We start from the raw sequence: 21,726 nt of genomic DNA, 5'->3' as shown, positions 1-21,726 counted from the left end.
TCAGGTCGCTGCCGCCTCCCCAGCCGGCACCGCCGCACCGACCGGCTGCCCGGTGGCCCCGATGAGACGGGCAACCACCGCTCGGGAGGACACGCCGAGCTTGGCGAAGATGTTCGCCAGGTGCATCTCCACCGTCTTCTCGGTCACGAACAGCTCCTGCGCCACGCGCCGATTCGTCAGGCCCTGGCTGACCAGCACGGCGACCTGCCGTTCCCGACGCGTGAGCAGGTTCAAACCGGCCGCCTTCTCGCGGTCGTCCGGGCCCGTACGGCGCGACGAACGCGCCGCGAGGCGACGCCGCTCCAACACGGCCTGCCGAGCCAGCCGGTGCGCGCCCCACCCCTCGAACGCGGCCTGCACCGCCTTGATCTCCCGGTAGCTGTCGTCGACCAGGCCGAGTGCGGCCAGCGGCCCGACGGCGACCATCCGGGCCCGGGCGGCGTCCACCACCATGCCGGCGGAGGCCAACTCCCGCGCCGCCACCTGCGCGGCGGTCACCGCCCGTGCCGGGTCGTCGGCGGCCAGCACCTGCGCCCTGGCGAGCAGGGCCAGACCGGTGTGGCCCGGCAGGTCGAGCACGGCGGCGACTGCGTCGGCGCGGTCGGCCCAGTGCGCCGCGAGCTCGGCCCGACCGGCGGCGAGTTCCGCCCGCGTCATCGCCTCGCACCAACCGGCCTGCGAGCACAGGTCGGAAGCGGGCGGGCCGGGGCTGTCGCCGAGCTGCGTGCGGGTCAGGTACCCGGCCACGTTCCCGCCGGCCAGCCCGATCTCCACCAGCAACCGACGGACCAACAGCGAGTACGGTCCGTCGGGCAGCACCGGCAGGGCATCCACCTCCGGGTCGGTCCCCGCCGTCGCCCGTACCTGGCTGTCCATCCAGGCCTGCAGGATGCGGGCCACGGCGATCTCCCGCTCCCCGCCGACCGCGGTGGCCACCTCTGCCGCCCGCTGCGCACACTCCTGTGCCTGCGGCAGCCGGCCCTTGACCTGCAACGTCACCACCAGGGCCGCGTAGAGCCGGGCCAGCAGCAGCAGCTGCCCGCTGTGCTGGGCGCCGGAGACCGCCCGGTCCAGGTGGCGTAGCGCGTCGTCGAAGCGCTCGTGCAGCACCTCCGCCTCGATGACCCATGCGGCGGCCCGCAGGCTGCGGACGAACTCGCCGTCGAGCATCGCGTCGAGCAGGTCGACCGCCTGATCCAGGTGGCGACGCGCGGCCGGCATGTCCAGCGCGGCGGTGTCCGCCACCGCCAGCAGGGCGAGCGTGGTGGCCTCCGCCGAGCGGGCCTGATGGCGCTGGGCCGCCGTGTACGCCACGGCGGCCAGTTCGCGGGCGACGTCGGCGCGGCCCGCGGCCAACTCCAGACAGGCGAGTTCGAAGCTGAGCATGGCCCGTCCGATGCTCTGGGCGGCAGGCAACGCGGCCAGCTCCGCCCGGGCCAACGCGCCCGCCTCGGCACGTCGGGACAGCGACAGCTCCACCATGACGCAGAGGGCCACCGCATACGCGCGACGGGTCGTCGGGCGACGTTGCAGCATCCTGAGCGCCTCATGCAGCGCGTCGCGGCTGGCCAGCAGGTCACCGACGACGGCGGCCAGCTGAGCGAGGCGGACCAGCAGCACCACGCGCCGCTGGTCGTGTTCGGGTCGATGCGGCAGCAGCCGCAGGGCCACCCGGAGCCAGTGCGCCGCGGTGACCGGCGCGTGGTGCTGCATCGCCATGGCGGCCCGGTGCAGTATCGACACCGCGCTCAGATCGCCGGGGCGGGCGGTGCGGGCGACGTGCGGGGCCAGCGCCTCGGGCGGGGCGCCGCGCCGGCACAGCGCGGCCGCCGCCCGGTCGTGCGCGACCAACTGCCAGCCCGGGCTGACCGCGTCGTAGACCGCCCGCCACAGCACGGCATGCCGGAAGCTGATCAGCCGGCCACCGGCGACCGGGCGGACGACGTCCAGTTCGGCCAGTTCGTCCAAGGCGCGGTGCACCTCGGCGTCGCGGCACTGGCCGATCTGCGCGACCAGCGCCGGCTCGAACACCTCTCCCGCCACCGCCGCCGCGTCGAGGACGATGCGGCTCAGCGGGGAGGCGGCTTCCAGCTCCCCGATCAGCCTCATCCGCAGCGTGACGGGCAGCTCGCCGACGACCACCGAGGCGGTGCTGCACAGCCCGGTGGCGGCGGCGGCCAGCGCGTGCAGGTGCAACGGGTTGCCGTCACTGTGTCGGTAGACGGCCCACTGCCACGGCACGACGCACTGTGGACCGAGCAGGGTCTGCGCGTCCTGCTCGCTGATCGGCCCGAGCGGCACCTCCCGCACCCAGTCGTCACCCGGTGCGCCGACCAGCGCGGTGTGCAGGCGCACCGGGGCCTGGCGGGGCCGGTACGCCAGCACGACCAGCAGCGGCACCGGCGACGGGGTGCGCACGAGCTGGGTCAGCAGTGCGATGGTCGTCTCGTCGGCCCAGTGCATGTCGTCGACGAGGACGACCAGGCTGTTGGCGTCCGCGTCGCCCGTCCGGTTGACGAAATCGCGCACCAGTTGGATGGAGGCGGTGGCCCCCGTCGGCGGCTCACCCGGGTCGGTCTTCCGATTCGCGCAGCGGTCGCAGTCGACCAGCGGGGCCAACGGTTGTGACCGCGGGCCCCGGGTGGCCGAGCTGGACACCACCCGGGCGCCCCGGCGGCGGGCGAGCTCACCGAACTCGCTGAGCAACCGGGTTTTCCCGATGCCGGGGTCGCCGGTCACCGCCACGACCCGGACGCCGGCCCGGCCTGTCGCCTCCAGGCCACTGCGCAGGACTGCCAGCTCGGTGTCGCGGCCCACGAACGGGGGCATCAGCACCACTGTCCCGACGCAGACCCGCTGCCACCGTCTGGTTTCCACCGAACCCCGGGACCGGCCATTCTAGATCGACTCCCGCCTTCTGCGATACGCCGCCATCCGCTAATAAGACATTAGCACGCTTAGATTTGCCTTTGTGCGCTGACTCTCGACACAAAAGCCGCACCACGCAGCAGAACCGGACCTACGGATACCCCTTACCCTAGGGAACTCCCCAGTGCCCGAAAAACAACCACAAGTAGATGATAGACGTTAGCCATTTATGAGGCGGAGGCATCATTGAGCAGCCGGCTATACGCCCTCCCTGTCGACCAGACGGGCTGGCACATCAAGGCAGGGAACACCACCGTATTCGACTGGAACTACGACGAGAGCCGGGACAAACTGCTCACCCTCTACGAAAAGGGCAAACAGCGGCAGTGGAACGCGGCGGAACGACTCGACTGGACCATCGAAATCGATCATGACGACCCGATGGGCATACCGGAAGAATCGGTGGCCATCTACGGATCGCGCACCTGGCAATCACTGAACCGCAGAGAAAAGGCCAACGTCCGACTACACATGAACTCGTGGCAGTTCTCCCAGTTCCTCCACGGTGAACAGGGTGCCCTCATCTGCTCCGCCAAGATCGTGCAGACCGTACCGGACATCGACTCCAAGTTCTACGCCGCGACCCAGGTCGTCGACGAGGCCCGCCATGTCGAGGCGTACTCCCGCTACCTGCGGGAAAAGATCGGCTTCGCCTACCCGATCAATCCGCACTTCAAGGACCTGCTCAACGACATCATCTCCGACTCCCGCTGGGACATGACCTACCTGGGCATGCAGGTCCTCATCGAGGGTCTCGCCCTGGCCGCGTTCGGGCAGATCCGCGACTACTCCAAGGAACCACTCGCCCAGGCGCTCAACGCCTACGTCATGCAGGACGAGGCGCGTCACGTGGCCTTCGGCCGGCTGGCCCTGCGCGACTACTACCCCGAGCTGACCCAGGCCGAGCGCGACGAACGCGAGGAGTTCTGCATCGAGGCCTGCCACATGCTCCAGCAACGCTTCGTCGGCGAGGAGGTCTGGACCGCGCTCGACCTGGACGCCGCCGAGTGCATGGCCTTCATGCGCGACTCCGAGCACTACCAGAACTTCCGGTCCAAGCTGTTCTCCCGGATCGTGCCCACGCTCAAGGACATCGGCCTGTTCGGCCCGAAACTGCAGCGGGCCTTCGCCGACATGGGAGTGCTCAGCTACCAGGACGCCAACCTCGACCGGTTGATGACCGAGGACGAGGACGTCGCCGACGAGGTCGACAGGCTGCGCCAGGAGCAGGTCGCGCGGGCGATCCGGCTCGGCTCAGAGTCGTCCTGACCCCCGCACCGAGCTTCCGGCCCGAGGAGATCGCCCCGTGGACACCCCAACCGCTGTACCCGCCAACTACGTCCCGCAGGCGTTGGCGCTGTTCGAGAAGTACGGTCCGGCGGAGGCGATCGTGCACCAGGGCCGCCGGCTGACCTACGCCGACCTGCGGTGCGGCGTCCTGCACCTGGCCGAGGCCCTGCGCGGGCAGGGGATGGCCGCGGGCCGGGCCGTGGCGGTGGTCGCCAACAACCACCCGGACGTGGTCATGTTGCACTTCGCCCTGCACCTGCTGGGCTGCCGCTCGGTCTGGGTGGCCAACGCGCCCCTGGAACACCAGTTGGACTTCCTCGGCCAGGCCCGCCCGGACGCGCTGGTGTACGACCCCCGCACCCACGCCGAGGCCGGCGTCGAACTGGCCCGACGGTCGGCTGCCCCGGCCGTGTTCAGCCTCGGCCCCGCCGCCCTGGGCACCGACCTGTGGCAGGCACCCCGGCGGGCGCTGGACCCGGCCGACACCGCGGGCGAGCCCGCGTCGGTGTTCCAGACCAGCGGTACGACCGGACGCCCCAAGCTGGTCCACCACCGCAACGTGCTGTTCCAGACGATCCTGGAACTCGCCACCAGGTGGGCGGGCGAGGGCCGCCCGACCCGCCACCTCTACTACGGCGTCTTCTGGCACGTCAGCTCGCAACTGGGCGTCATGGGCATGCTGTTCGCCGGCGGGACGCAGGTGATGTGCGACTCCTTCGACGCCAGGCAGTTCTTCACGCTCATCGAGCAGGAGCGCATCACCAGCACGAACGCCGCCTCACCCCGCCTGTACGAGCTGCTGGACTGCCCGCTGCTCGGCCGGACCGACCTGAGCAGCCTGGAGATGATCACCCTGGGCGGCTCGACCGTCGCCCCCGCCCGGCTGACCCAGGCACTCGAACGCTTCGGGCCCATCGTGCGCGTCGCGTACGGGATGAGCGAGGCGCCCCTGATCACCGAACTCAACGGCGACGAGCACGACCCGAGCCGACCCCACCTGCTGCGCTCCTGCGGACGCGCCTACGGTGACGTGCGCATCGCCGTCCGGGACGAGGCCGGACGGGAGCTGCCGCCCGGGCACCACGGTCAGGTGTGGATCACCGGTTCGCTGGTGATGGCCGGGTACTGGGGACAGCCGGAGCTGACCGCCGGGACGCTGGTCGACGGCTGGCTGCGCACCGGGGACACCGGACGCCTCGACGAGGACGGCTACCTCTACCTGGTGGGACGCGACCAGGAGCTCATCGTCACCGGTCCCGGCGCCGTCAACGTCTACCCGGGACCGATCGAGGATGTCCTGACCGCCCACCCCGACGTCCACGACGCGGCCGTCGTCGCCGTGCCCGACGACGCCTATGGTGAGGCGGCGTACGCCTTCGTCGTGCCCGTACCGGGTGCCACCGTCACCCCCGAGCAGCTCCGCGACCTGGTCACCGAGCGCCTCGACACCAACTGGACCCCGCGCGACGTGGAGTTCGTCGACGCGTTGCCCATGATCGGCTACGGGAAGGTCGACAAACGCACACTGCGTGACCGCTATCTCGCCCGTACCGGCTCAGCAGTCGGTTCACCGGAGTGACGGTGTCCAGTCGGCCCCGGGCCGCCCTCGTCGGGCTGCTCACCGCCGGAACGATCTCCGACACCGGCACCCGGGTGTCCACGGTGACGCTGCCCTGGCTGGTCCTGGTCAGCACCGGCAGCCCCACCCGGATGGGCCTGGTCGTCGCGGCCGAGATGCTGCCCTACGTGCTGACCAGCGCGCTGGGCCCGCCGCTGGTGGACCGACTCGGCGCCCGTCGGGTCTCCATCACGGCCGACCTGGCCAGTGCCGCCGGCATGGTGCTGCTGGCCGTCACCTACCAGTTCGGGTTCGCCACGCTGCTCGGCCTGGTCGCCGTCATCGGTGTCCTCCGGGGTCTCGGCGACAACGCCAAACGGGCGATGGCGCACGCCACGATCGCCGCGGCGGGTGCCTCGATGGCGCGGGTCAGCGCCATCGACGACGGCCTGCACCGGATGAGCATCCTCGTCGGCGCACCGGTCGCCGGTGTGATCATCGCCTGGCTCGGCATCACCCAGGCCATCCTCATCGACGCGGCGACCTTCGCCGTGGCCGCCGCCGTCGTGACGGCGCTGATCCCGGCGTCCAGCGGACGGCCCACCCACGCCGCCACGACGGAGCGGGAACCGTACCTGAAGGCGCTCGGCATCGGGCTGCGCCACCTGCGACAGGACCAGGTCGCCGTCGGGATCTTCGCGGTGATGTTCATCATCAACCTGTTCAACCAGGCCAGCGTCGCCGTCTACATCCCGCTCTGGGTCGACCGGGTGCTCGACAACCCGGCCGCGCTCGGCGCGGTCAGCGGCGCGCTCGCCCTCGGCGCGATCGTCGGCAACATCGGCTTCTCCATCGCCGCCACCCGGCTGCCCCGCTACGTCACCTTCACGCTCGGGCTGCTCGTCGGCGGGGCCCCGCGCTTCCTGGTCCTGGCGTTCAGCCACGACCTGCTGGTGGTGATCGCCATCACCTTCGTCTGCGGCCTGGCGCTGTCCTCCGTCAACCCGATCATCGCCGCGACCATCCTGGAACGCACCCCGCCGCCGTTGCAGGCCCGGATGTTCGGGCTGGCCACCGCGTTCTCCTGGGCCAGCATCCCGATCGGCGGCGTGCTCGGCGGCTGGGCCGCGTCCGCCCTCGGGTTGACCGCCGCGATCACCCTGAGCGGACTGCTGTACCTGATGGTGGCGCTCACCCTGGTGCTGCGCCCCGCCCGGTGGCGCCGCCTGGACGAACCACCGCCCACCGCGGCGACCATCACCGAACCGGTCCGGACGTGAACGCCACCGCGGCCGCCCGGTCGCTACCGTTCCCGTCGTCCCCGGCCGGGCCGGCGCGCGTCGCCCGGCCCGGCGAGGTTCCGGCGACCCCCGACAGTCCCCCTCCACGATCCACCCGCGACCGGCAAGCACTGCGGAAGGTGCCCACGACATGCGCGTTCGAGACGACTACGGGCTTCCCATCGCCGAAGCGGACGCGCACGAGGCACTCGCCGCACACCGCGCCGGCGACCTACCCCCGGTCGCCCTCATCAGGGTTCCCGAGCCGCCCCCCGACACCTGGGCGGACCTCGCCCAGGCCGGGTTCATCCGCAAGCCGATCTGGCTGAGCTGGCGGGCGCCCACCCCACGCTCGGTCGACGACTACGCCGCCCGGCTCGCCCGCAAGGCCCGCCAGGACCTCCGCCGGGCCGTCGACCGGGCGGCCAGCGCCGACGTGCACATCGAGGTGCACCGGACGCTCAGCGCCGACCGACTCGACCCGTTCCTCACCCTGTACGAGAACCTGGTCGACGGCATGGCCTTCGGCTTCTCGTTCGCCGGCCCGATGCGCGCCGGCATGATCGACAATCCGACGACCTTCGGCGTGTTCGCCTACGAGAAGGGTGAACTGGTCGGCGGCTGCCTGTGCCGGGAGTTCCCGCAGGACAATTCGGTGTGGCTGCTCTTCTCCGCCGTCGAGGCCCGCTGGCGGGAACACAGCCTCGCCCGGGTGATCTACCTGCGCGCCTTCGAGGAGACCCTCAGGCGCGGCTATCCCGAGGTGACCATGGGCAACGACCCCAACCTCTACGGACACGTCGCCAAGCCCGGCCTGTTCCTGTTCAAGACCCGCCTCGGCTTCGAACCGGTACCCGCCAAGCCCATCGGCCGGGCCCCGGCGGGCGACTGCGCCGACCTGCTGCTGTCGGTCGGGGCATTGAGCACACCCGTGGTCATGCTGGGTTACGCCGACGCGGACTCCCACGCCGCCGCCAGCACCCCACGCCTGACCAGCCACGTCTTCGGCGCCGGGCCGGAGGTCGACATCAACCGGTACACCACCCGCACCGTCGACACGGCCAGCCGCGTCGACCTGCCGGCGCGGGTAACCCCTACCACCGCCTGACCCCTGAGTCGCAGTCCTGCTCCACCGCCGTACCCACTGGCCGCTCCGGATGTGCCCGCAGGGGAAACCAGAGCCGCCCAGCCACCGATTGTGAGGGCGGAAATGGTCTGTTCGCTCGTCTGCGCCTGCTCGTCCGACGAGGCGACGCACGCGACCCGTCGTTGGATCCTGATCTCTCCATGAACACGGACCTCAGCCAGGAAAGATCCACACCCACCCGCCGGTCCGGGTCGGCAACGACGAGGATCTCCGTCCTCGGGCCGTTGCGCCTCGAGCACCTCGAGCACACCGTGCAACTCGGGCCGAAGGTCTCCGGTCTCCTCTCGGCACTGGTACTCCACGCCGGCCGGCCGGCCGACGCGGGCCAACTCGTCGACCTGCTGTGGGGAAAGTCCGCCTCCGCGGCAGCCGAGACGACTCTCCGCAGCCACGTCTCACACCTGCGCCAGAAGTTCGGGCTCCCGCCCGGCCAGGACGGCCCGGTGGCCACGGTGCGGACCGTGGGCACGCCGGCCAGCCGGGGCTACCTGCTGGAGCTGGCGCGGGACAGCATCGACGCACAGGTCTTCGAGAGCGCGGTGGTGGAGGGCAGCCGGCTGCTGCGGACCGGCGGCACCGCCGAGGCGCGGCAGGCGGCGAAGCTGCTCCGGGACGGGCTCGCGCTGTGGCGGGGCACCGCCTTCGCGGACATCGCCCACTGGTGGGGCGCCACGGCCGAGATCAACCGGCTGGACGCGCTGCGCCGTTCCGCGATGCAGATCCGCGCCGAGGCGCTGGTCGAGATCGGCAGCTACCTGGAGGCCACGGGCGAACTCGCCGGCATGATCGCCGTCGACCCGTACAACGAGAAGGTGCGGCGCCTGCTGGCGCTGGCGCTCTATGCCGACCAGCGGGTGGACGAGGCGGCTGAGGTCTGTCGGGAGGGGCTGACCCTGTTGGCGTGCCGTGGCCTCGACGCACCCGACCTGCACGACCTCCAGCGGAGGATCCTGCGGCGTACGGTGTCCGTCGGGGCGCGCCCGTCGGTGCCGCGGCTTCTGCCGCCGGCACCGTCGATCTTCGTCGGCCGCACCGCGGAGCTGGAGATCGGCACGCGACTGTTGGGCGGCACGGGCGGGCGCCCGACGACGCTCGTCCTCAGCGGCCCGGCGGGTATCGGCAAGAGCACCTTCGCCGTCCACCTGGCGCATCGGCTGGCCGACCACCTGCCGGGCGGGCAGCTCTACGTCGACCTGCGCGGTTTCGACGCCGTCTGCCCGCCGCTGTCCGTTCCGGAGGTCATCCGGACCGTGCTGCTGGCCCTCGGGGTGCCGCCGGAACGCCTGCCCGTCAGTGTGGACGGCCAGTTGGCGCTGTACCGCAGCCTGCTCGTCGACCGTCGGCTGCTGATCGTGTTCGACAACGTGGCGGACGCCCACCAGGTCCGGCCGCTGCTGCCCGCGGCGGCGGGTTGCCCCGTCATCGTGACCAGTCGGAGCAGCCTCACGAGCCTGGTGGCGACCGGGGCCGCGCTGCCACTCCCCCTCGGCCCGCTGTCCGACGCCGAGGCGCGGGAGCTGCTCGACCGGCGACTGGGCGTCGATCGGACCACCGCCGAGCCAGCGGCGGTGACCGAGCTCGTCGACCACTGCGACGGCAACCCGCTGGCCCTCGCGGTGACCGCCGCGCAGGCGGCCAACTTTCCGGGGCTGCGGCTGGAGCAGCTGGCCGCCGAACTGCGGGTGCCCGAGACCCCACTCGACGCCCTGCCCACGGTCGACGTGGCCGGCACCCTCTCGGCGTCGTACCGGATGCTCAGCGACGGTGCGGCGAGGCTCCTCCGGCAACTGGCCCCGAACGTCGCATCGGAGTTCACGTCCACCCGGTGACAGGTCCGCTCGGCCCGGGATTCCCACCGGACACGCCGACCTCCCGGCGGGCGGGCCGACCCATCCACGGTCACGGCCGGTCCCACGCGGTCAGCCCGCGGCGACATCCGGGGCCCGGTACGCCGCCGGCGCCGGGGCCCCCAGAGCGTCACGCACCATGAGGACCGCCTCCAGGCGGTTACGGGCGCCGAGCTTGGCCAGGGCGTGCGACACGTGGCTCTTGACGGTGGCGCTCGACACCCCACAGAGTGCCGCCGCCTCGGCGGTGGTGAGTCCCTCGCCGAGGCGGCAGAGCACCTCGCGTTCCCGGGCGGTCAGTTTCCGCACCGCGTCCTGGGACCGCCGGCCCACCCCGGCCGGGTCGACGTAGAAGTTCAGCAGGGCCGTGGAGAACACCCGGTTCCTGCCGGCCACCGCCTGCACGCTGCCGGCCACGCCGCTGAGATCGGTCTCCTTCACCAGGCAGCCGGCGGCGCCGGCCGACACCGCGGCGTCGAGACTGCGCCGGGACCAGTCCAGGCACAGGAGAACGACCCTGATCCGCCGGGCGGTCAGCTGTCGGACCGCACCGACCATCGGTTCCCCGTGGCTGGCTCCGAGGACGGCCACGTCGACGCGCCGCAGCGGCCAGTCCGCCAACGGCCGGCGGCTGTCGACTTCGGCCACGACGTCGAGCTGGCTGTCGCCGTTCAGCACGTCGTGCAGCAGGCGACGCCAGAGCGGATCGTGGTCCGCGACCAGGACCCGGGTCCGCATCCTGGTGCGGGTCTCGCCACCGTCGGGCTTCGATCGCGACCGGAGCTGGCGCGTCGCATCCTGGACCACAGTCATGTCGGCACCTCCCGATGCAGGTCGGCTGCGCTCAGTCGCCGGATGCCGTCGCGGAACCGGAACTCGTAGGAGAGCCGACGCTGCGCCGCACCGATGAGCGCGGCCAGGTCGGCAGGCCGGTCACAGCGCCCCCAGAGCAGGTCGAGATGCCGGGTCATCACGTCGGCGTCGAGGACGTCACCCACCCGTGCGTACGCCCGGAAGCCGTCGATGCCGTCGACCTGGCGGACGTCGGCCGCGCCGGTGATCGAGAGGAGCTCGCAGGGCTCGACCGGGGCCAACGTGTGGTACTGGAAGTGGACCCTGTCCGGCTGGTCCATCGGGGGCACGGTCACCGGTTGGCCGAGTGCCAGCTGCCCGGCGAGACGCACCACGTCGAAGCCGGCGCAGTGCCGGGCCAGGGCGGCGGTGTGGCCGCCCAGCCGACCGTTCACCTCGATGATCCGTGGCCCGCGCTCGGTCAGCTTGATCTCGGTGTGGGTCAGACCGGGGCCCAGGTCGAACGCGGTGAGGGCACGGGTGGCGAGATCGAGGATCTCCTTTCGCTCGACGTCGGTCACCGCCGCCGGCCAGAACTGCCCCGTCTCCCGGAAGGGCGACACCAGCGGGAGTTTCCCGGTGACGGCGAGATGCCGCAGCCCCTGTGGCCCGTGGTAGCTCTCCACCGACACGTAGTCACCGTACGGCCCGCCCGGCCGGCCCACGAGCAGCTCTTCGACCACCAGGGTGGACGCCCGGCCGGCCGGCAGGAGCGGGCCGAGCACCCGGTGCGCCGCCGCGTCGTCGGTGATCACGTACGTGTTCCGGCTGCCCTGGCCGTAGACGGGCTTGACCACGGCGGGCAGGCCGACGTGGTCCCGGGCGGCGGCCCACTCGTCGATCGAGGAGATCGGGCGGCTGCGTACGTCGTCGACGCCGCACAGGCGCAGTCGCTCCCGTTGCCGCACCTTGTTGGTCAGCAGCCCGGTCGTGGCGATCGGGTGGAACGGCAGGCCGAGCGCGTCGGCCAGCCACGCGGTGACCGGCAGCATCGGCTCGGAGAAGGTCAGGACCGCCGCCGGGGTGAGCCGGCGCACCGCCGCCAGATCCGCCTCGCGGTCACCGGTCAACGGTACGACGTCCCCCAGCCGGCGCAGCACCTCCCCGGTCCGGTCGGTGTACCCGCTCGGGTTGACCAGGAACACCACCGGGCCGAGCGCCCCCAGTCCGACGGCGATCTCCGCGGCCGACGCGGCGCCGCGGTCGTACACGACAACCAGCGGGCCGGCCATCAGTCGGGCATTCCCGCCGCCGCGTGCAGCGCACTGCGGTACAACTCCAGGTACGTCGTCGCCTGCGCCTTGTCGAACAGGTCGGGATCGTAGGCCACCGCGACGGCGGTGCCCAGGTCACGCGAGTTGATCATGAAGTCGACCATGAACGGGAAGCTGGCCTTGTCGAAGGCCCACCACGCGCCGGGCCTGATCGCGGTCAACTGCGCCAGCCGGTCGTACACGTGGAAGTGGGTGAAGTTGAACGCCGCGTCGAACGGTGGCCGGCCCAGTCGCTGCTCGATCATGGCCAGCGGGTACCGGCGGTGCCGCATCCCCCGCTGCTCGGCGGCGAGGGCGCCGCGACACAGTTCCACCTGGTCCTCGGGCACCACCGGCACCCGGATGGGAACGGTGTTGAGGAACAGTCCGACGAGGAGGTCCGCCCCGGCGGTCTCCGGCCGCCCGTTGACCGTCAACCCGGTCACCACGTCGCGGTCCCGACCGGTCCAGGTGCTCAGGGCCCGGACGTGACACCCGAGAACCAGACTCTTCAGGGGGACGCCGATGGTGCCGGCCGCCGCTCTGAGGCCCTCCAGCAGGGCCTCCCCGACCTCGAAGGTGAGCATCTCCCGTGGGTCGGCCGCGCCGCCGAACCGCCCACGGTCGAGCAGCAGCCCGGGCACGTCCGCCTCGGCGTGCCAGAAGGCGGCGGCCTCCCGGTTGTCGATGGCCTCCCGTTCCAGCCGGAGGAACTCCCGTTGCCCGGAGGCCGGTGGCAGCGGCAGGTCCGCCGGCCGGCCGGTGAGCCTCGCGTCGTACAGCGCGAGAAGCTCGTAGCAGAGTCGCGCGTAGCTCCAGCCGTCGAGGATGGCGTGGTGGAGGGTGAGGGTGACGTGGAAGCGGCCCTCCAGTGCCACCACGTGGCAGCGGAGGACCGGTGGCCGGCCCCAGTCGATGGCCTGGGACAGCTGCGTCTCACGCCAGCGGCCGACCGGTTCGGCCGTGGTGGCGTACTCGACGGTCAACGGCGGGTCCACGGAGGACCACAGCAGTTGCGCGGGGACGCTGAATCCACCCAGGTCGAAGGAGGAGCGCAGGGCCTGGTGCCGGCCGCACAGCTCGTCGAGCGCGGCCGTGAACAACGCCCCGTCGAACGGCCCGGTCACCTCGACGCCGATGAGGTCCTGGTAGAGGCGGGGGTCGCCCGACGCCTCGCTCAGGTAGATGAGCCCCACCTGCAGGGCCGAGGCGGGCCAGGCGTCGCGTACCTCCGCCGGCATCAGCGCCCGGTCGTAGGGGTCCAGGAGACTGAACGGCTGGTAGTCCCCCACCCCGTCGGCGGGTCCGTCGCGGCCGGCGACCGCCGCCACCAACTCACTGACGGTCGGAAAGTACAGCAGGTCGCGCAGCTCGACCGGAATGCCCCGCGCGTTGGCGTCCGCGACGACCCGTAGGGCGATCAGCGAGTCCCCGCCGAGGGCGTAGAAGTCGTCATCCGGGCCGATCGGCTGGTCACCGAGGTGCCTGCGCCAGATCTCCACCATGGCCTGCGTCGTGTCGCTCATTCGGCGAACTCCCTCGGGGATGCCGTGCGCCGCCGGGTCAGCACGGGCAGGTGGGTGATGCCGGCGATGAAGTTCGATGCCAGGTGCTCCACCGGGCCGTTGAGCTCGATCCGTTCGAACGCCCGGAACAGCTCGGCGAAGAAGACGGCCAGCGTCACCCGCGCCAGCGGTGCGCCCAGGCAGTAGTGCGGGCCGAACCCGAAGGCGATGTGCCGGTTGTCCGGGCGGGTGATGTCGAACCGGTAGGGATCGGTGAAGACGTCCCCGTCCCGGTTGGCCGACCCGACCCAGACCGCGACCGCCTCGCCCCGGCGGACCAGGCCGCCGCTGAGTTCCACGTCCTGCCGGGCGTGGCGCAGGAAGCTGTTGGCCGGCGAGGTCCACCGCAGGCCCTCCTCCACCAGGCCGGTCAGCGCCTCCGGTGCGGCGACGGACTGCGCCGGGTGTTCGATCAGCGCGAGAACGGTGCCGGTGACGGCGTGCGGGGTGGTGGCGTTCGCGCCGAGCAGCAGGCTGTAGCAGTTGTAGATGACCTCTTCGGCGGTCAGCCGCCGACCCCCGGCCAGCATGCGGGCCAGGTGCCCGATCAGGTCGTCGCGTCGCTGGCATCCGTCGTCGCGCAACTGCCTGGCGAAGTAGTCGAACAGGCCGTGGTGGGCGATGGCCAGGGTGGCGGCCGGATGACGCACACACAGCCCGGGGTCCTCCGGCGCGGCGGCCATCGCGGTCCACCGCGTCAGCTCGGCCCAGTCCGGTTCGGGAATTCCCATGAGCATCCCGGCGACCGCCATCGGCAGCTGGGCGACGCACTCGGCGAGATCCCATTCCGTACGGTCGAGCACGGGCAGCAGGATCCGGCGGACCGCCCGGACGACGTCCGGTTCGAGGTCGCGCACCGCCCTGGCGCTCAGCACGCGGTTGAGCGGGGTGCGCAGCTCGGTGTGCCGGGGCGGGTCGGTCGACACCAACATCAGGCCGGCCGCCCGGTCGCCGTGGCCCAACTGTTGCAGGAGGCTGCCCTGCTCCGAGGTGAACTCGCGATGGTCGCTGAGCACCCGGCAGGCGTCCCGGTACCTGGTGACCGACAGGAAGGTCCGCCCGTCCGGCAGTTCCTGCCGGTGCAGCGGGTGCCGGGCCCGCATCTCGGCCCACACCGGGTGCGGGTCACCCGTGGCGTAGAGGTCGGGGGCGAACAGGTCGACGTCCGCCACCGGTGTCGTCAGGGGTTGGACGCCGCTGGAGATCCTCACCGGATCTCCTGCATCTGGTGGGCGGCCTGCACGGTGCGGGCCAGTCCGGCCGGTGTCGGGTCCAGATAGAACGACAGCGGGGACACCTCGACGCCGTGTGCCTGCCGGAGTTCCGCGAGGATCCGCACCCCGAGGAGCGAGTGGCCGCCGAGTTCGAAGAAGTCGTCGTCGGCACCGATGCCGTCGAGGCCCATGAGGTCCTCCCACAACTGCGTGATGCCCCGCTCCAGCTCCGTAGCCGGTTTCCGGTGGTCTGCGCCGACCTCGGGTCGGCTGTGGGACTCCCGGCCAGCCAGATCCGTCCGGTCGACCTTGCCGTTCGCGGTCAGCGGCAAGGCGTCCAGCCTGGTCACCCGGGCGGGGACGGCGTACGACGGCAGCACCTCGGTCAGCCGTCTGCGGAGCTCCAGCACGGAGGCGGCCCCGGTGAAGAAGGCCGCGAGGCGCCTGCTCCCGCGCGCGTCGTCCTGCACCACGACCGCGACGTCGGTCACGCCCGGCGCCCCGACCGCCGCGGCCTCCACCTCCGCCGGCTCGACCCGGAAGCCCCGGATCTTGACCTGCCGGTCCCGCCGACCGACGAACTCCAGCTGCTCCCCGGTCCGCCGGACGAGGTCGCCGGTGCGGTACATGCGTGAGCCGGGGGTGGCGGCGAAGGGGTCGGCGACGAAGCGGGTCGCGGTGAGGGCGGGGTCGCCGAGGTAACCGTGGGCGATGCCCGTCCCGCCGACGTACAGTTCGCCGACCTGACCGTCGGCCACCGGCCCGAGCCGATCGTCCAGGACGTACGCCGTGCTGCCGTGGATCGGCTGCCCGATCGGGACGGTGCTGCCGGTGACCACGGAAGTCATCCGGTGGCAGGTGCTGAAGGTGGTGTTCTCCGTCGGCCCGTACCCGTTGATCACTACGGTGTCGGGCAGCGCCGCCACGGCGCGGTTCACGTGCGGTACGGAGAGGACGTCCCCGCCGGCCAGCAGGTGCCGCAGTCCGCGCAGGTTGTCGAGGCCGGCCTCGACCGCCCGGTGGAACAGGCCGGCGGTGAGCCACAGCACCGTGGCGCGCTGTGCGGCGACGTAGGCGCAGATCTCCTCCGGCGAGAGATCGCCCGGCGGCGGGATGACGAGGCAGGCCCCGTTGAGCAGCGGGCCCCACACCTCCAGCGTGGACGCGTCGAACGCCAGGGGCGCGTACTGGACGAACACGTCGTCGTCGCGGACCGGCAGGAAGCCGTTCTCCACCACCAGGCGGACGACGGCCCGATGCGGCACGCACACCCCCTTGGGCCGGCCGGTGGAGCCCGAGGTGTAGGCGAGGTAGGCGACGTGGTCCGGGCCGGTCCGGACCACGGACGGGGCGGCCGGCTTGTCGTCCAGGTCGTCCAGGTCGTCCGGCACCGTCAGGGCCCGGCAGCCGGTCGGCAGGTCCGGCAGTCCGGAGGGTGTGGTGAGGACCAGGTCGACGGCCGCGTCCCGCAGGATGGCGTCGCGGCGCTCCGGCGGGTAGCGGTCGTCGAGCGCGACGTACGCGGCGCCGGACCGGAGAATCGCCAGCAGGCCGACCACGGCCGCGGCGGAGCGTGGCAGGTGCACCCCGACCACCGCCCCCGGTGCCGTGCCCGCCTGCTGCAACCGGTGGGCGAGCCGGTCGACGCGCCGGTGCAGCTCGTGGTAGGTCAACTCGCCGTCCCAGGCCCGTACCGCCGTCAGGGCGGAGTGCCGTGGGGCGATCTGCCGGAACAGCTCGTCGATCATCGCGGGGCACGCTCCTGTAGTTGCGCCGACAGCAGGGCGAGCAGCGTCTCGGGTGCGTTCAGGAACTCGTAGTGGCCCCCCGCGAGGACGTCGAACCGCACGTCGTCGCTGTAGTGCTCCCAGCCCCGCAGTTCGGCCTCGGTCACCTCGGGGTCGTCGGCCCAGTGCAGCACCGAGATGTTCATCGGGACCGGCGCCGGCTCGTCGAGTCGGTAGTGGCGGTTGGCCTCCAGGTCCTCGCGCAGTACCGCCATGCCCAGTGCCAGCATCGCGGGATCCGGTTGCCCGCCGCGCCGCACCGCGAGGTCGGCCAGCTCGTCGAGGAGTTCGGCGTCGGTGAGGGCCAGGAACCGATCGCGCGGGCAGTGGTGCGGCGCGACCTGGGCCGAGACCACGAGGCTGGCCGGGTGCGGCAGCCGGTCGACGGGCAGGCGGCGTGCCGTCTCGTACGCCGGCAGCGCGCCGGCGCAGTGACCGAAGAAGGCGAACGGTCGGTCGAGCAGCGGTAGGAGTTGTTCGGCCAGTACGTCCGCCAACTGTGCGTAGCTGCGGTAGTGGGGCTCGCGGACGCGGTTCTCCCGACCGGGTAGTTGCACGAGGCAGACCTCGATTCCGCCGATCCAGCGCGGCCACCGGTTGAACATCGACGCGCCCATGCCGGAGTACGGGAAGCAGAAGATGCGGCCGGCGGACTCGTCCGACGGGTCGCGCAGCAGCCAGCGGTTACGCTTCACGACTCGCTCCCTGCGTCGGGCCCATCGGTGCCGAGCCGGTCCCGCACAGCAGGGGTAGCTGCCGGCGGATGAGATCGCCGAGCTCCGCCGCCCGGTCGCGGTAGTAGAAGTGGTCGCCGGGCAGCAGGACGGTGGTCGCCGGCCCGAGGGTCAGGGCCTCCCAGCCACGCAGGTGCTCGGGAGTGATGTCGGGGTCGGCGTCGCCTCCGACGATCAACATCGGGCAGGGCAGGGGCTGCGGCGACTCGACGTGCCGCGCGGCCAGCAGCGTGTCGGAGCGGATCGCCTGGATCGCGAGGCGCAGCATCTCCGGGGCGTCGAGGATCTCCTCGGTGACGGCGTTCTCCTCCCGGAGGACGGCGACCCACTGTTCGACGCCGCGTGATTCGATCTCGTCGGCGCACAGTGTCTTGAACGCCGTCGGTTGGGCCGACGAGATCACCACGAGTTCGACGTGGCGGCCGGAGCGGGTGAGCCGGTGTGCCAGCTCGAAGCAGAGCAGCCCGCCCAGGCTGTGCCCGAGGAGCACCAGGTTGCCGACGGTGTGCTGGTCGATGTCCTGCGCCAGCTGGTCGGCGAGATCGTGCAGGCTGGCCGTGGGCGGCTCACCGATGCGTGGCCCCCGTCCCGGGTACTGCAGGACGAGCGTCTCGTCGGCGGCGGGCGCCACGTGCCGCAGCAACTCGTGCACGGAGTAGGCGCTGCCGCCGCCGTACGGCGCCACCACCACGGTACGGGTGGCCGGGCGGCTGGGCTCGCCGGCAACGCCGCGATACCGCCACAGCCCACGCGTCATTGGCTCCAGCGCCATGCGGCACACTCTCTTTCGTCAATGGATCTCGGCCCAGTGAAGCACTCGGCTGTGGAACCACTGTGGAACCGGCGTGGAAGGCGGGATCCGGTCGCCGGTCACGGACCTCCACCCGGTGCCGGGCCTCCACCGATGGTGGAGGCGGGGCGCACGTCCTCCACCATCGGTTGAAGACAGGCCGCCGCATCAACGACATGATCTGGGAATTCGCCGGGCTTCTGTTCTCCGGTGCGCGCCTGGGCCGTGCCGCATCGGCACTGCCGAGCAGGCACCGCCGAACTGGCCGGGCTCACCGCCAGCGCCGTGCTTGCGTCACCGCGAGTGAAGGATGAGCATGCCCCCAACCGAATCGCGCCGTGGTGTCGGCGGCTGGGCCGAGACCCTGCTGGCCGGATTCACCCACTCCGTGCGTCGTCATCCCGACCGGACAGCCGTCATCGCGGACGGGCGGGTGCTCACGTACGCCGAGCTGGACCGGGCCGCCGAGGCGGTGGCCGCGCAACTTCAGGCCCGGACCGTCGACCCTGGAGCCCACGTCGGCATCTTCCTGCCCCGCACCGCCGACCTGGTCCTGGCGGCGGTCGCGGTGATCAAGGCGGGCTGCTCGTACGTTCCGCTCGACCCGGCGAGCCCTCGGGCGCGGCTGGAACGCGTCCTCGCCGTGGCCGAGCCCGCCCTGGTCATCACGACGAGCGACCTGGCGGGCAACCTGCCGCCGGGCACCGCGGTGATCCGGCTGGACCACGATCGGCCAGGGGACCTGCGCTACTCGCCGCCGTCGGTGGACTCCTCCGCCTGCGCGTACATGATCTTCACCTCGGGCACGACCGGCCAGCCCCGGGGCGTACGGATATCGCACGGCAACGTCCTGCACCTGTTCGACTCGACGGACTCCCTCTTCGCGTTCGACGCTCACGACGTGTGGTCGATGTTCCACTCCTTCGCCTTCGACTTCGCCGTCTGGGAGATGTGGGGGGCGCTGCTCCACGGCGGTTCCGTGGTCGTCGTACCGGAGCCCGCCGTCCAGGACCCGGCCGCGTTCCGGCGGCTGCTGCGGGACCGGGGAGTGACGGTGCTCAGCCAGACGCCGACCGCCTTCACCCAGCTGGTCGCCGAGGAGCAGCGGCACGACGACAGGTTGTCGGTGCGTCGGGTCGTGTTCGGCGGCGAGGCGCTGCGCTTCTCCAGCCTGGCGCCGTGGGTCGCCAAGTACGGCGACGAGGCGGTCGAGCTGATCAACATGTACGGCATCACCGAGACGACCGTCCACGCCTCCTACCGCCGGGTCCGCGAAACCGACCTGCGCCAGGGGGCCAGCCTCATCGGGGTACCGCTGCCGAACTCCTCGTTCCTGCTGGCCGACGACCAGCTCCGTCCGGTGCCACCAGGCGAGGTGGGCGAGATCGTCGTCATCGGTCCGGGTGTCGGGCTCGGGTACCACGCGCAGCCCGAGCTGACCCGGCAACGGTTCGTCGAGCTGACCGACGCCGACGGGCGGGCGATCCGTGGCTACCGTTCGGGTGACCTCGCCCGGCTCCGCCCGGACGGCGACATCGAGTACCTGGGCCGGGCCGACGACCAGGTCAAGATCCGCGGGTTCCGGATCGAGCTCGGCGAGGTCGAGGCGGCGCTGGCCCGGCATCCGGCGGTACGCGCCGGCGCGGTGGCCGTCCGCACCCTGCCGACCGGGGACGAGGGCCTGGTCGGATACGTCGTGCCCACCGACGGGACCGCGCCGGACCAGCGCCGGCTCCGCGACGATCTCTCGCTGGTCCTGCCCGGCTACATGGTGCCGGCGGCATTCGTACCGCTGGACGCGCTGCCCCACACCGTCAACGGAAAGCTCGACCGGGCGGCCCTGCCGGAGCCGACCCTCGCCGCCACCACCGGTCGCGCGCCACGGTCGTTGGTGGAGGAGCTGCTCTGTCAGCTCTTTGCCCAGGTGCTCGGCCGTCCCGTGGTGGACCCGGACGACAACTTCTTCGTGCTGGGGGGACACTCGCTCACCGCTGTCCGCCTGGTCACCCGGATCAGGGCGGTCCTCGGGCTGGAGGTGAGCATCCAGGAGCTGTTCGAGTCGCCCACCGTCGCCGCGATCACCGCGAAGATCACCGCCGCGACCGGTCGTCCGCCGCTGACCCGGCGTACCGACGGCGACGTGGTGCCCCTGTCGCACGCGCAGCGACACCTCTGGCTCCGCCATCGGACGCCCGGCACCTCCCCGGCCGATCACGGGGCGTACGTCCTCCACCTCAGCGGTCGGGTCGACGTGGCGGCGCTCGACGCCGCGCTCGCCGATGTCGTACGCCGGCACGCCGTACTCCGCACCCTGTTCCCGCAGCACCAGGGGGGACCTGTCGCGCGGATCGTCGACGCCACCTCGGTCCGGCCGCCCCTGGTCGTCGAGCACGTGAGCGCGGAGAAGCTGGCCGACTCCGTCACGGCCGTCGCCCAGGAGCCCTTCGACCTCCAGCGGCACCCCGCCGTACGGGCCAGGCTGTTCCTCGTGGACGAGGACCGCTCGGCGCTCGTGCTCGTCCTGCACCACATCGCCGCCGACGAGTGGTCCTGGCATCCGCTGCTGCGCGACCTGACCGAGGCGTACGGTGCCCGGCTCGCCGGCCGCGCGCCGCACTGGCAGCCGTTGCCCGTGGAGTACGCCGACCACGTCCTCTGGCAGCGGGATCTGCTGGGCGACGCCGACGACCCGGGCAGCGTCACGGCGCGGCAGTTGGCCTTCTGGAAGGGATACCTGGACGGCATTCCGCACGCACTGGAGCTGCCGTTCGACCGGGCCCGGCCGACCGGCTCGCGGTCCCCCGTCGACCTGGTCCCGGTCGACATCGACGCCGACCTGCATGTCCGGCTCGCCGGACTGGCCGGGGCCGGCGGCACGACCGTCGGCATGGTGCTCACGGCAGCGGTGGCCGCACTGCTGACCCGGTCCGGGGCGGGCACCGATCTGCCGTTCGCGGTCACGGTGCCCGGTCGGGCCGAGGCCGCCCTGGACCGGCTCGTCGGACGCTTCGTCAACACGCTGGTCACTCGGGTCGACACCGCCGGGGACCCGACCTTCGCGGAACTGCTGGTCCGGGTGCGGGCCACGGAACTGGCCGCACACCAGCACCAGGATCTGCCCTTCGAACGGCTGGCCGAGCAGCTCGACCCGGTGCACCCGGCCGGCCGGCACCCGCTGGCCCAGGTCAGGACGGGAACCCGACCCACGATCCCATCCGGCGTCGCCCTACCCGGGCTCGGCGTGCAGGCGGAGCCGATCGGCAGCCACGCCTCGGCGTTCGATCTGTCGTACCGGTTCGCGGAACGGCGCGACGCGGACGGCCGGCCGCAGGGGGTGCGCGGCGCCGTGGAGTACCGCGTCGACCTGTTCCACCGGGAAACCGTCGAACGCCTCGTGGGCGGCCTGGGACGCCTACTGGAGCAGGTGACCGCCCACCCCGCCGCCCGGCTGAGTCAGCTCGACGTGGGCTCCTAATACTGC

At 72.0% G+C, this 21,726-nt stretch carries 14 protein-coding genes; 6 read left to right on the top strand and 8 right to left on the bottom strand.

What is annotated here, in order from left to right:
- Complete coding sequence (locus tag GVV04_RS34540) at positions 1-2,829, bottom strand: helix-turn-helix transcriptional regulator (protein ID WP_161691012.1); 2,829 nt, start codon at positions 2,827-2,829, stop codon at positions 1-3.
- A 285-nt stretch (positions 2,830-3,114) separates the two neighbouring features.
- On the opposite strand from GVV04_RS34540, the gene GVV04_RS24945 reads away from it, so the two are divergent.
- The 5 genes from GVV04_RS24945 (at position 3,115) to GVV04_RS24925 (ending at position 10,032) form a co-directional block, all read left to right on the top strand.
- The gene (locus GVV04_RS24945; protein WP_161691010.1) at positions 3,115-4,197 is read left to right on the top strand and encodes a ferritin-like domain-containing protein; all 1,083 of its coding nucleotides are present in this window, start codon (positions 3,115-3,117) and stop codon (positions 4,195-4,197) included.
- A 37-nt stretch (positions 4,198-4,234) separates the two neighbouring features.
- Entirely contained in the window at positions 4,235-5,797 is a 1,563-nt protein-coding gene (locus GVV04_RS24940) for an AMP-binding protein (RefSeq protein ID WP_161691008.1), read from the top strand.
- 2 nt (positions 5,798-5,799) lie between these two features.
- Positions 5,800-7,056, top strand: a complete 1,257-nt coding sequence (locus tag GVV04_RS24935) for an MFS transporter (protein ID WP_161691007.1) — start codon at positions 5,800-5,802, stop codon at positions 7,054-7,056.
- Between the two features lie 151 nt (positions 7,057-7,207).
- Complete coding sequence (locus tag GVV04_RS24930) at positions 7,208-8,164, top strand: hypothetical protein (protein WP_161691005.1); 957 nt, start codon at positions 7,208-7,210, stop codon at positions 8,162-8,164.
- Positions 8,165-8,343: 179 nt separating this feature from the next.
- On the top strand, positions 8,344-10,032 hold the full coding sequence (locus GVV04_RS24925; RefSeq protein ID WP_161691003.1) for an AfsR/SARP family transcriptional regulator: 1,689 nt from the start codon (positions 8,344-8,346) through the stop codon (positions 10,030-10,032).
- Positions 10,033-10,122: 90 nt separating this feature from the next.
- Here GVV04_RS24925 and GVV04_RS24920 read toward each other — a convergent pair whose 3' ends face one another.
- Genes GVV04_RS24920 through GVV04_RS24890 form a run of 7 tightly spaced genes read right to left on the bottom strand, consistent with a single transcriptional unit; the run spans position 10,123 to position 18,227 of the window.
- Positions 10,123-10,863 (bottom strand): response regulator transcription factor, encoded by a 741-nt coding sequence (locus GVV04_RS24920; protein ID WP_161691001.1) that lies wholly within the window; start codon positions 10,861-10,863, stop codon positions 10,123-10,125.
- Positions 10,860-12,134 carry an ATP-grasp domain-containing protein gene (locus GVV04_RS24915; protein WP_161690999.1) on the bottom strand — a complete coding sequence of 425 codons (1,275 nt, stop codon included), beginning with the start codon at positions 12,132-12,134 and terminating at the stop codon, positions 10,860-10,862. The genes GVV04_RS24920 and GVV04_RS24915 overlap by 4 nt, the downstream gene beginning before the upstream one ends.
- Entirely contained in the window at positions 12,134-13,681 is a 1,548-nt protein-coding gene (locus tag GVV04_RS24910) for a condensation domain-containing protein (protein ID WP_161690997.1), read from the bottom strand. Before GVV04_RS24910 ends, GVV04_RS24915 begins: the two co-directional genes overlap by 1 nt.
- Complete coding sequence (locus GVV04_RS24905; protein WP_328822560.1) at positions 13,678-14,931, bottom strand: cytochrome P450; 1,254 nt, start codon at positions 14,929-14,931, stop codon at positions 13,678-13,680. Before GVV04_RS24905 ends, GVV04_RS24910 begins: the two co-directional genes overlap by 4 nt.
- Entirely contained in the window at positions 14,928-16,682 is a 1,755-nt protein-coding gene (locus GVV04_RS24900) for a non-ribosomal peptide synthetase (RefSeq protein WP_161690995.1), read from the bottom strand. Before GVV04_RS24900 ends, GVV04_RS24905 begins: the two co-directional genes overlap by 4 nt.
- Positions 16,679-17,416 carry a thioesterase II family protein gene (locus GVV04_RS24895; RefSeq protein WP_328822559.1) on the bottom strand — a complete coding sequence of 246 codons (738 nt, stop codon included), beginning with the start codon at positions 17,414-17,416 and terminating at the stop codon, positions 16,679-16,681. The genes GVV04_RS24900 and GVV04_RS24895 overlap by 4 nt, the downstream gene beginning before the upstream one ends.
- Complete coding sequence (locus GVV04_RS24890; RefSeq protein WP_161690993.1) at positions 17,406-18,227, bottom strand: thioesterase II family protein; 822 nt, start codon at positions 18,225-18,227, stop codon at positions 17,406-17,408. Before GVV04_RS24890 ends, GVV04_RS24895 begins: the two co-directional genes overlap by 11 nt.
- A 334-nt stretch (positions 18,228-18,561) precedes the next feature.
- Between GVV04_RS24890 and GVV04_RS24885 the strand changes: the two genes are divergently transcribed.
- Positions 18,562-21,720 (top strand): non-ribosomal peptide synthetase, encoded by a 3,159-nt coding sequence (locus GVV04_RS24885; protein ID WP_161690991.1) that lies wholly within the window; start codon positions 18,562-18,564, stop codon positions 21,718-21,720.
- Positions 21,721-21,726 lie beyond the last annotated feature (6 nt).

Source organism: Micromonospora rubida (assembly GCF_009908295.1).
Taxonomy (GTDB): Bacteria; Actinomycetota; Actinomycetes; order Mycobacteriales; family Micromonosporaceae; genus Micromonospora; species Micromonospora rubida.
This window is presented reverse-complemented; position numbering and strand designations above follow the sequence as displayed.

Bases quoted from the DNA above. Each gene is read 5' to 3' on its own strand.
- GVV04_RS24885 (WP_161690991.1), top strand. From the start codon at position 18,562: ATGCCCCCAACCGAATCGCGCCGTGGTGTCGGCGGCTGGGCCGAGACC.
- GVV04_RS24930 (WP_161691005.1), top strand. From the start codon at position 7,208: ATGCGCGTTCGAGACGACTACGGGCTTCCCATCGCCGAAGCGGACGCG.
- GVV04_RS24890 (WP_161690993.1), bottom strand. From the start codon at position 18,227: ATGGCGCTGGAGCCAATGACGCGTGGGCTGTGGCGGTATCGCGGCGTT.
- GVV04_RS34540 (WP_161691012.1), bottom strand. From the start codon at position 2,829: ATGCCCCCGTTCGTGGGCCGCGACACCGAGCTGGCAGTCCTGCGCAGT.
- GVV04_RS24920 (WP_161691001.1), bottom strand. From the start codon at position 10,863: ATGACTGTGGTCCAGGATGCGACGCGCCAGCTCCGGTCGCGATCGAAG.
- GVV04_RS24915 (WP_161690999.1), bottom strand. From the start codon at position 12,134: ATGGCCGGCCCGCTGGTTGTCGTGTACGACCGCGGCGCCGCGTCGGCC.
- GVV04_RS24925 (WP_161691003.1), top strand. From the start codon at position 8,344: ATGAACACGGACCTCAGCCAGGAAAGATCCACACCCACCCGCCGGTCC.
- GVV04_RS24900 (WP_161690995.1), bottom strand. From the start codon at position 16,682: ATGATCGACGAGCTGTTCCGGCAGATCGCCCCACGGCACTCCGCCCTG.
- GVV04_RS24910 (WP_161690997.1), bottom strand. From the start codon at position 13,681: ATGAGCGACACGACGCAGGCCATGGTGGAGATCTGGCGCAGGCACCTC.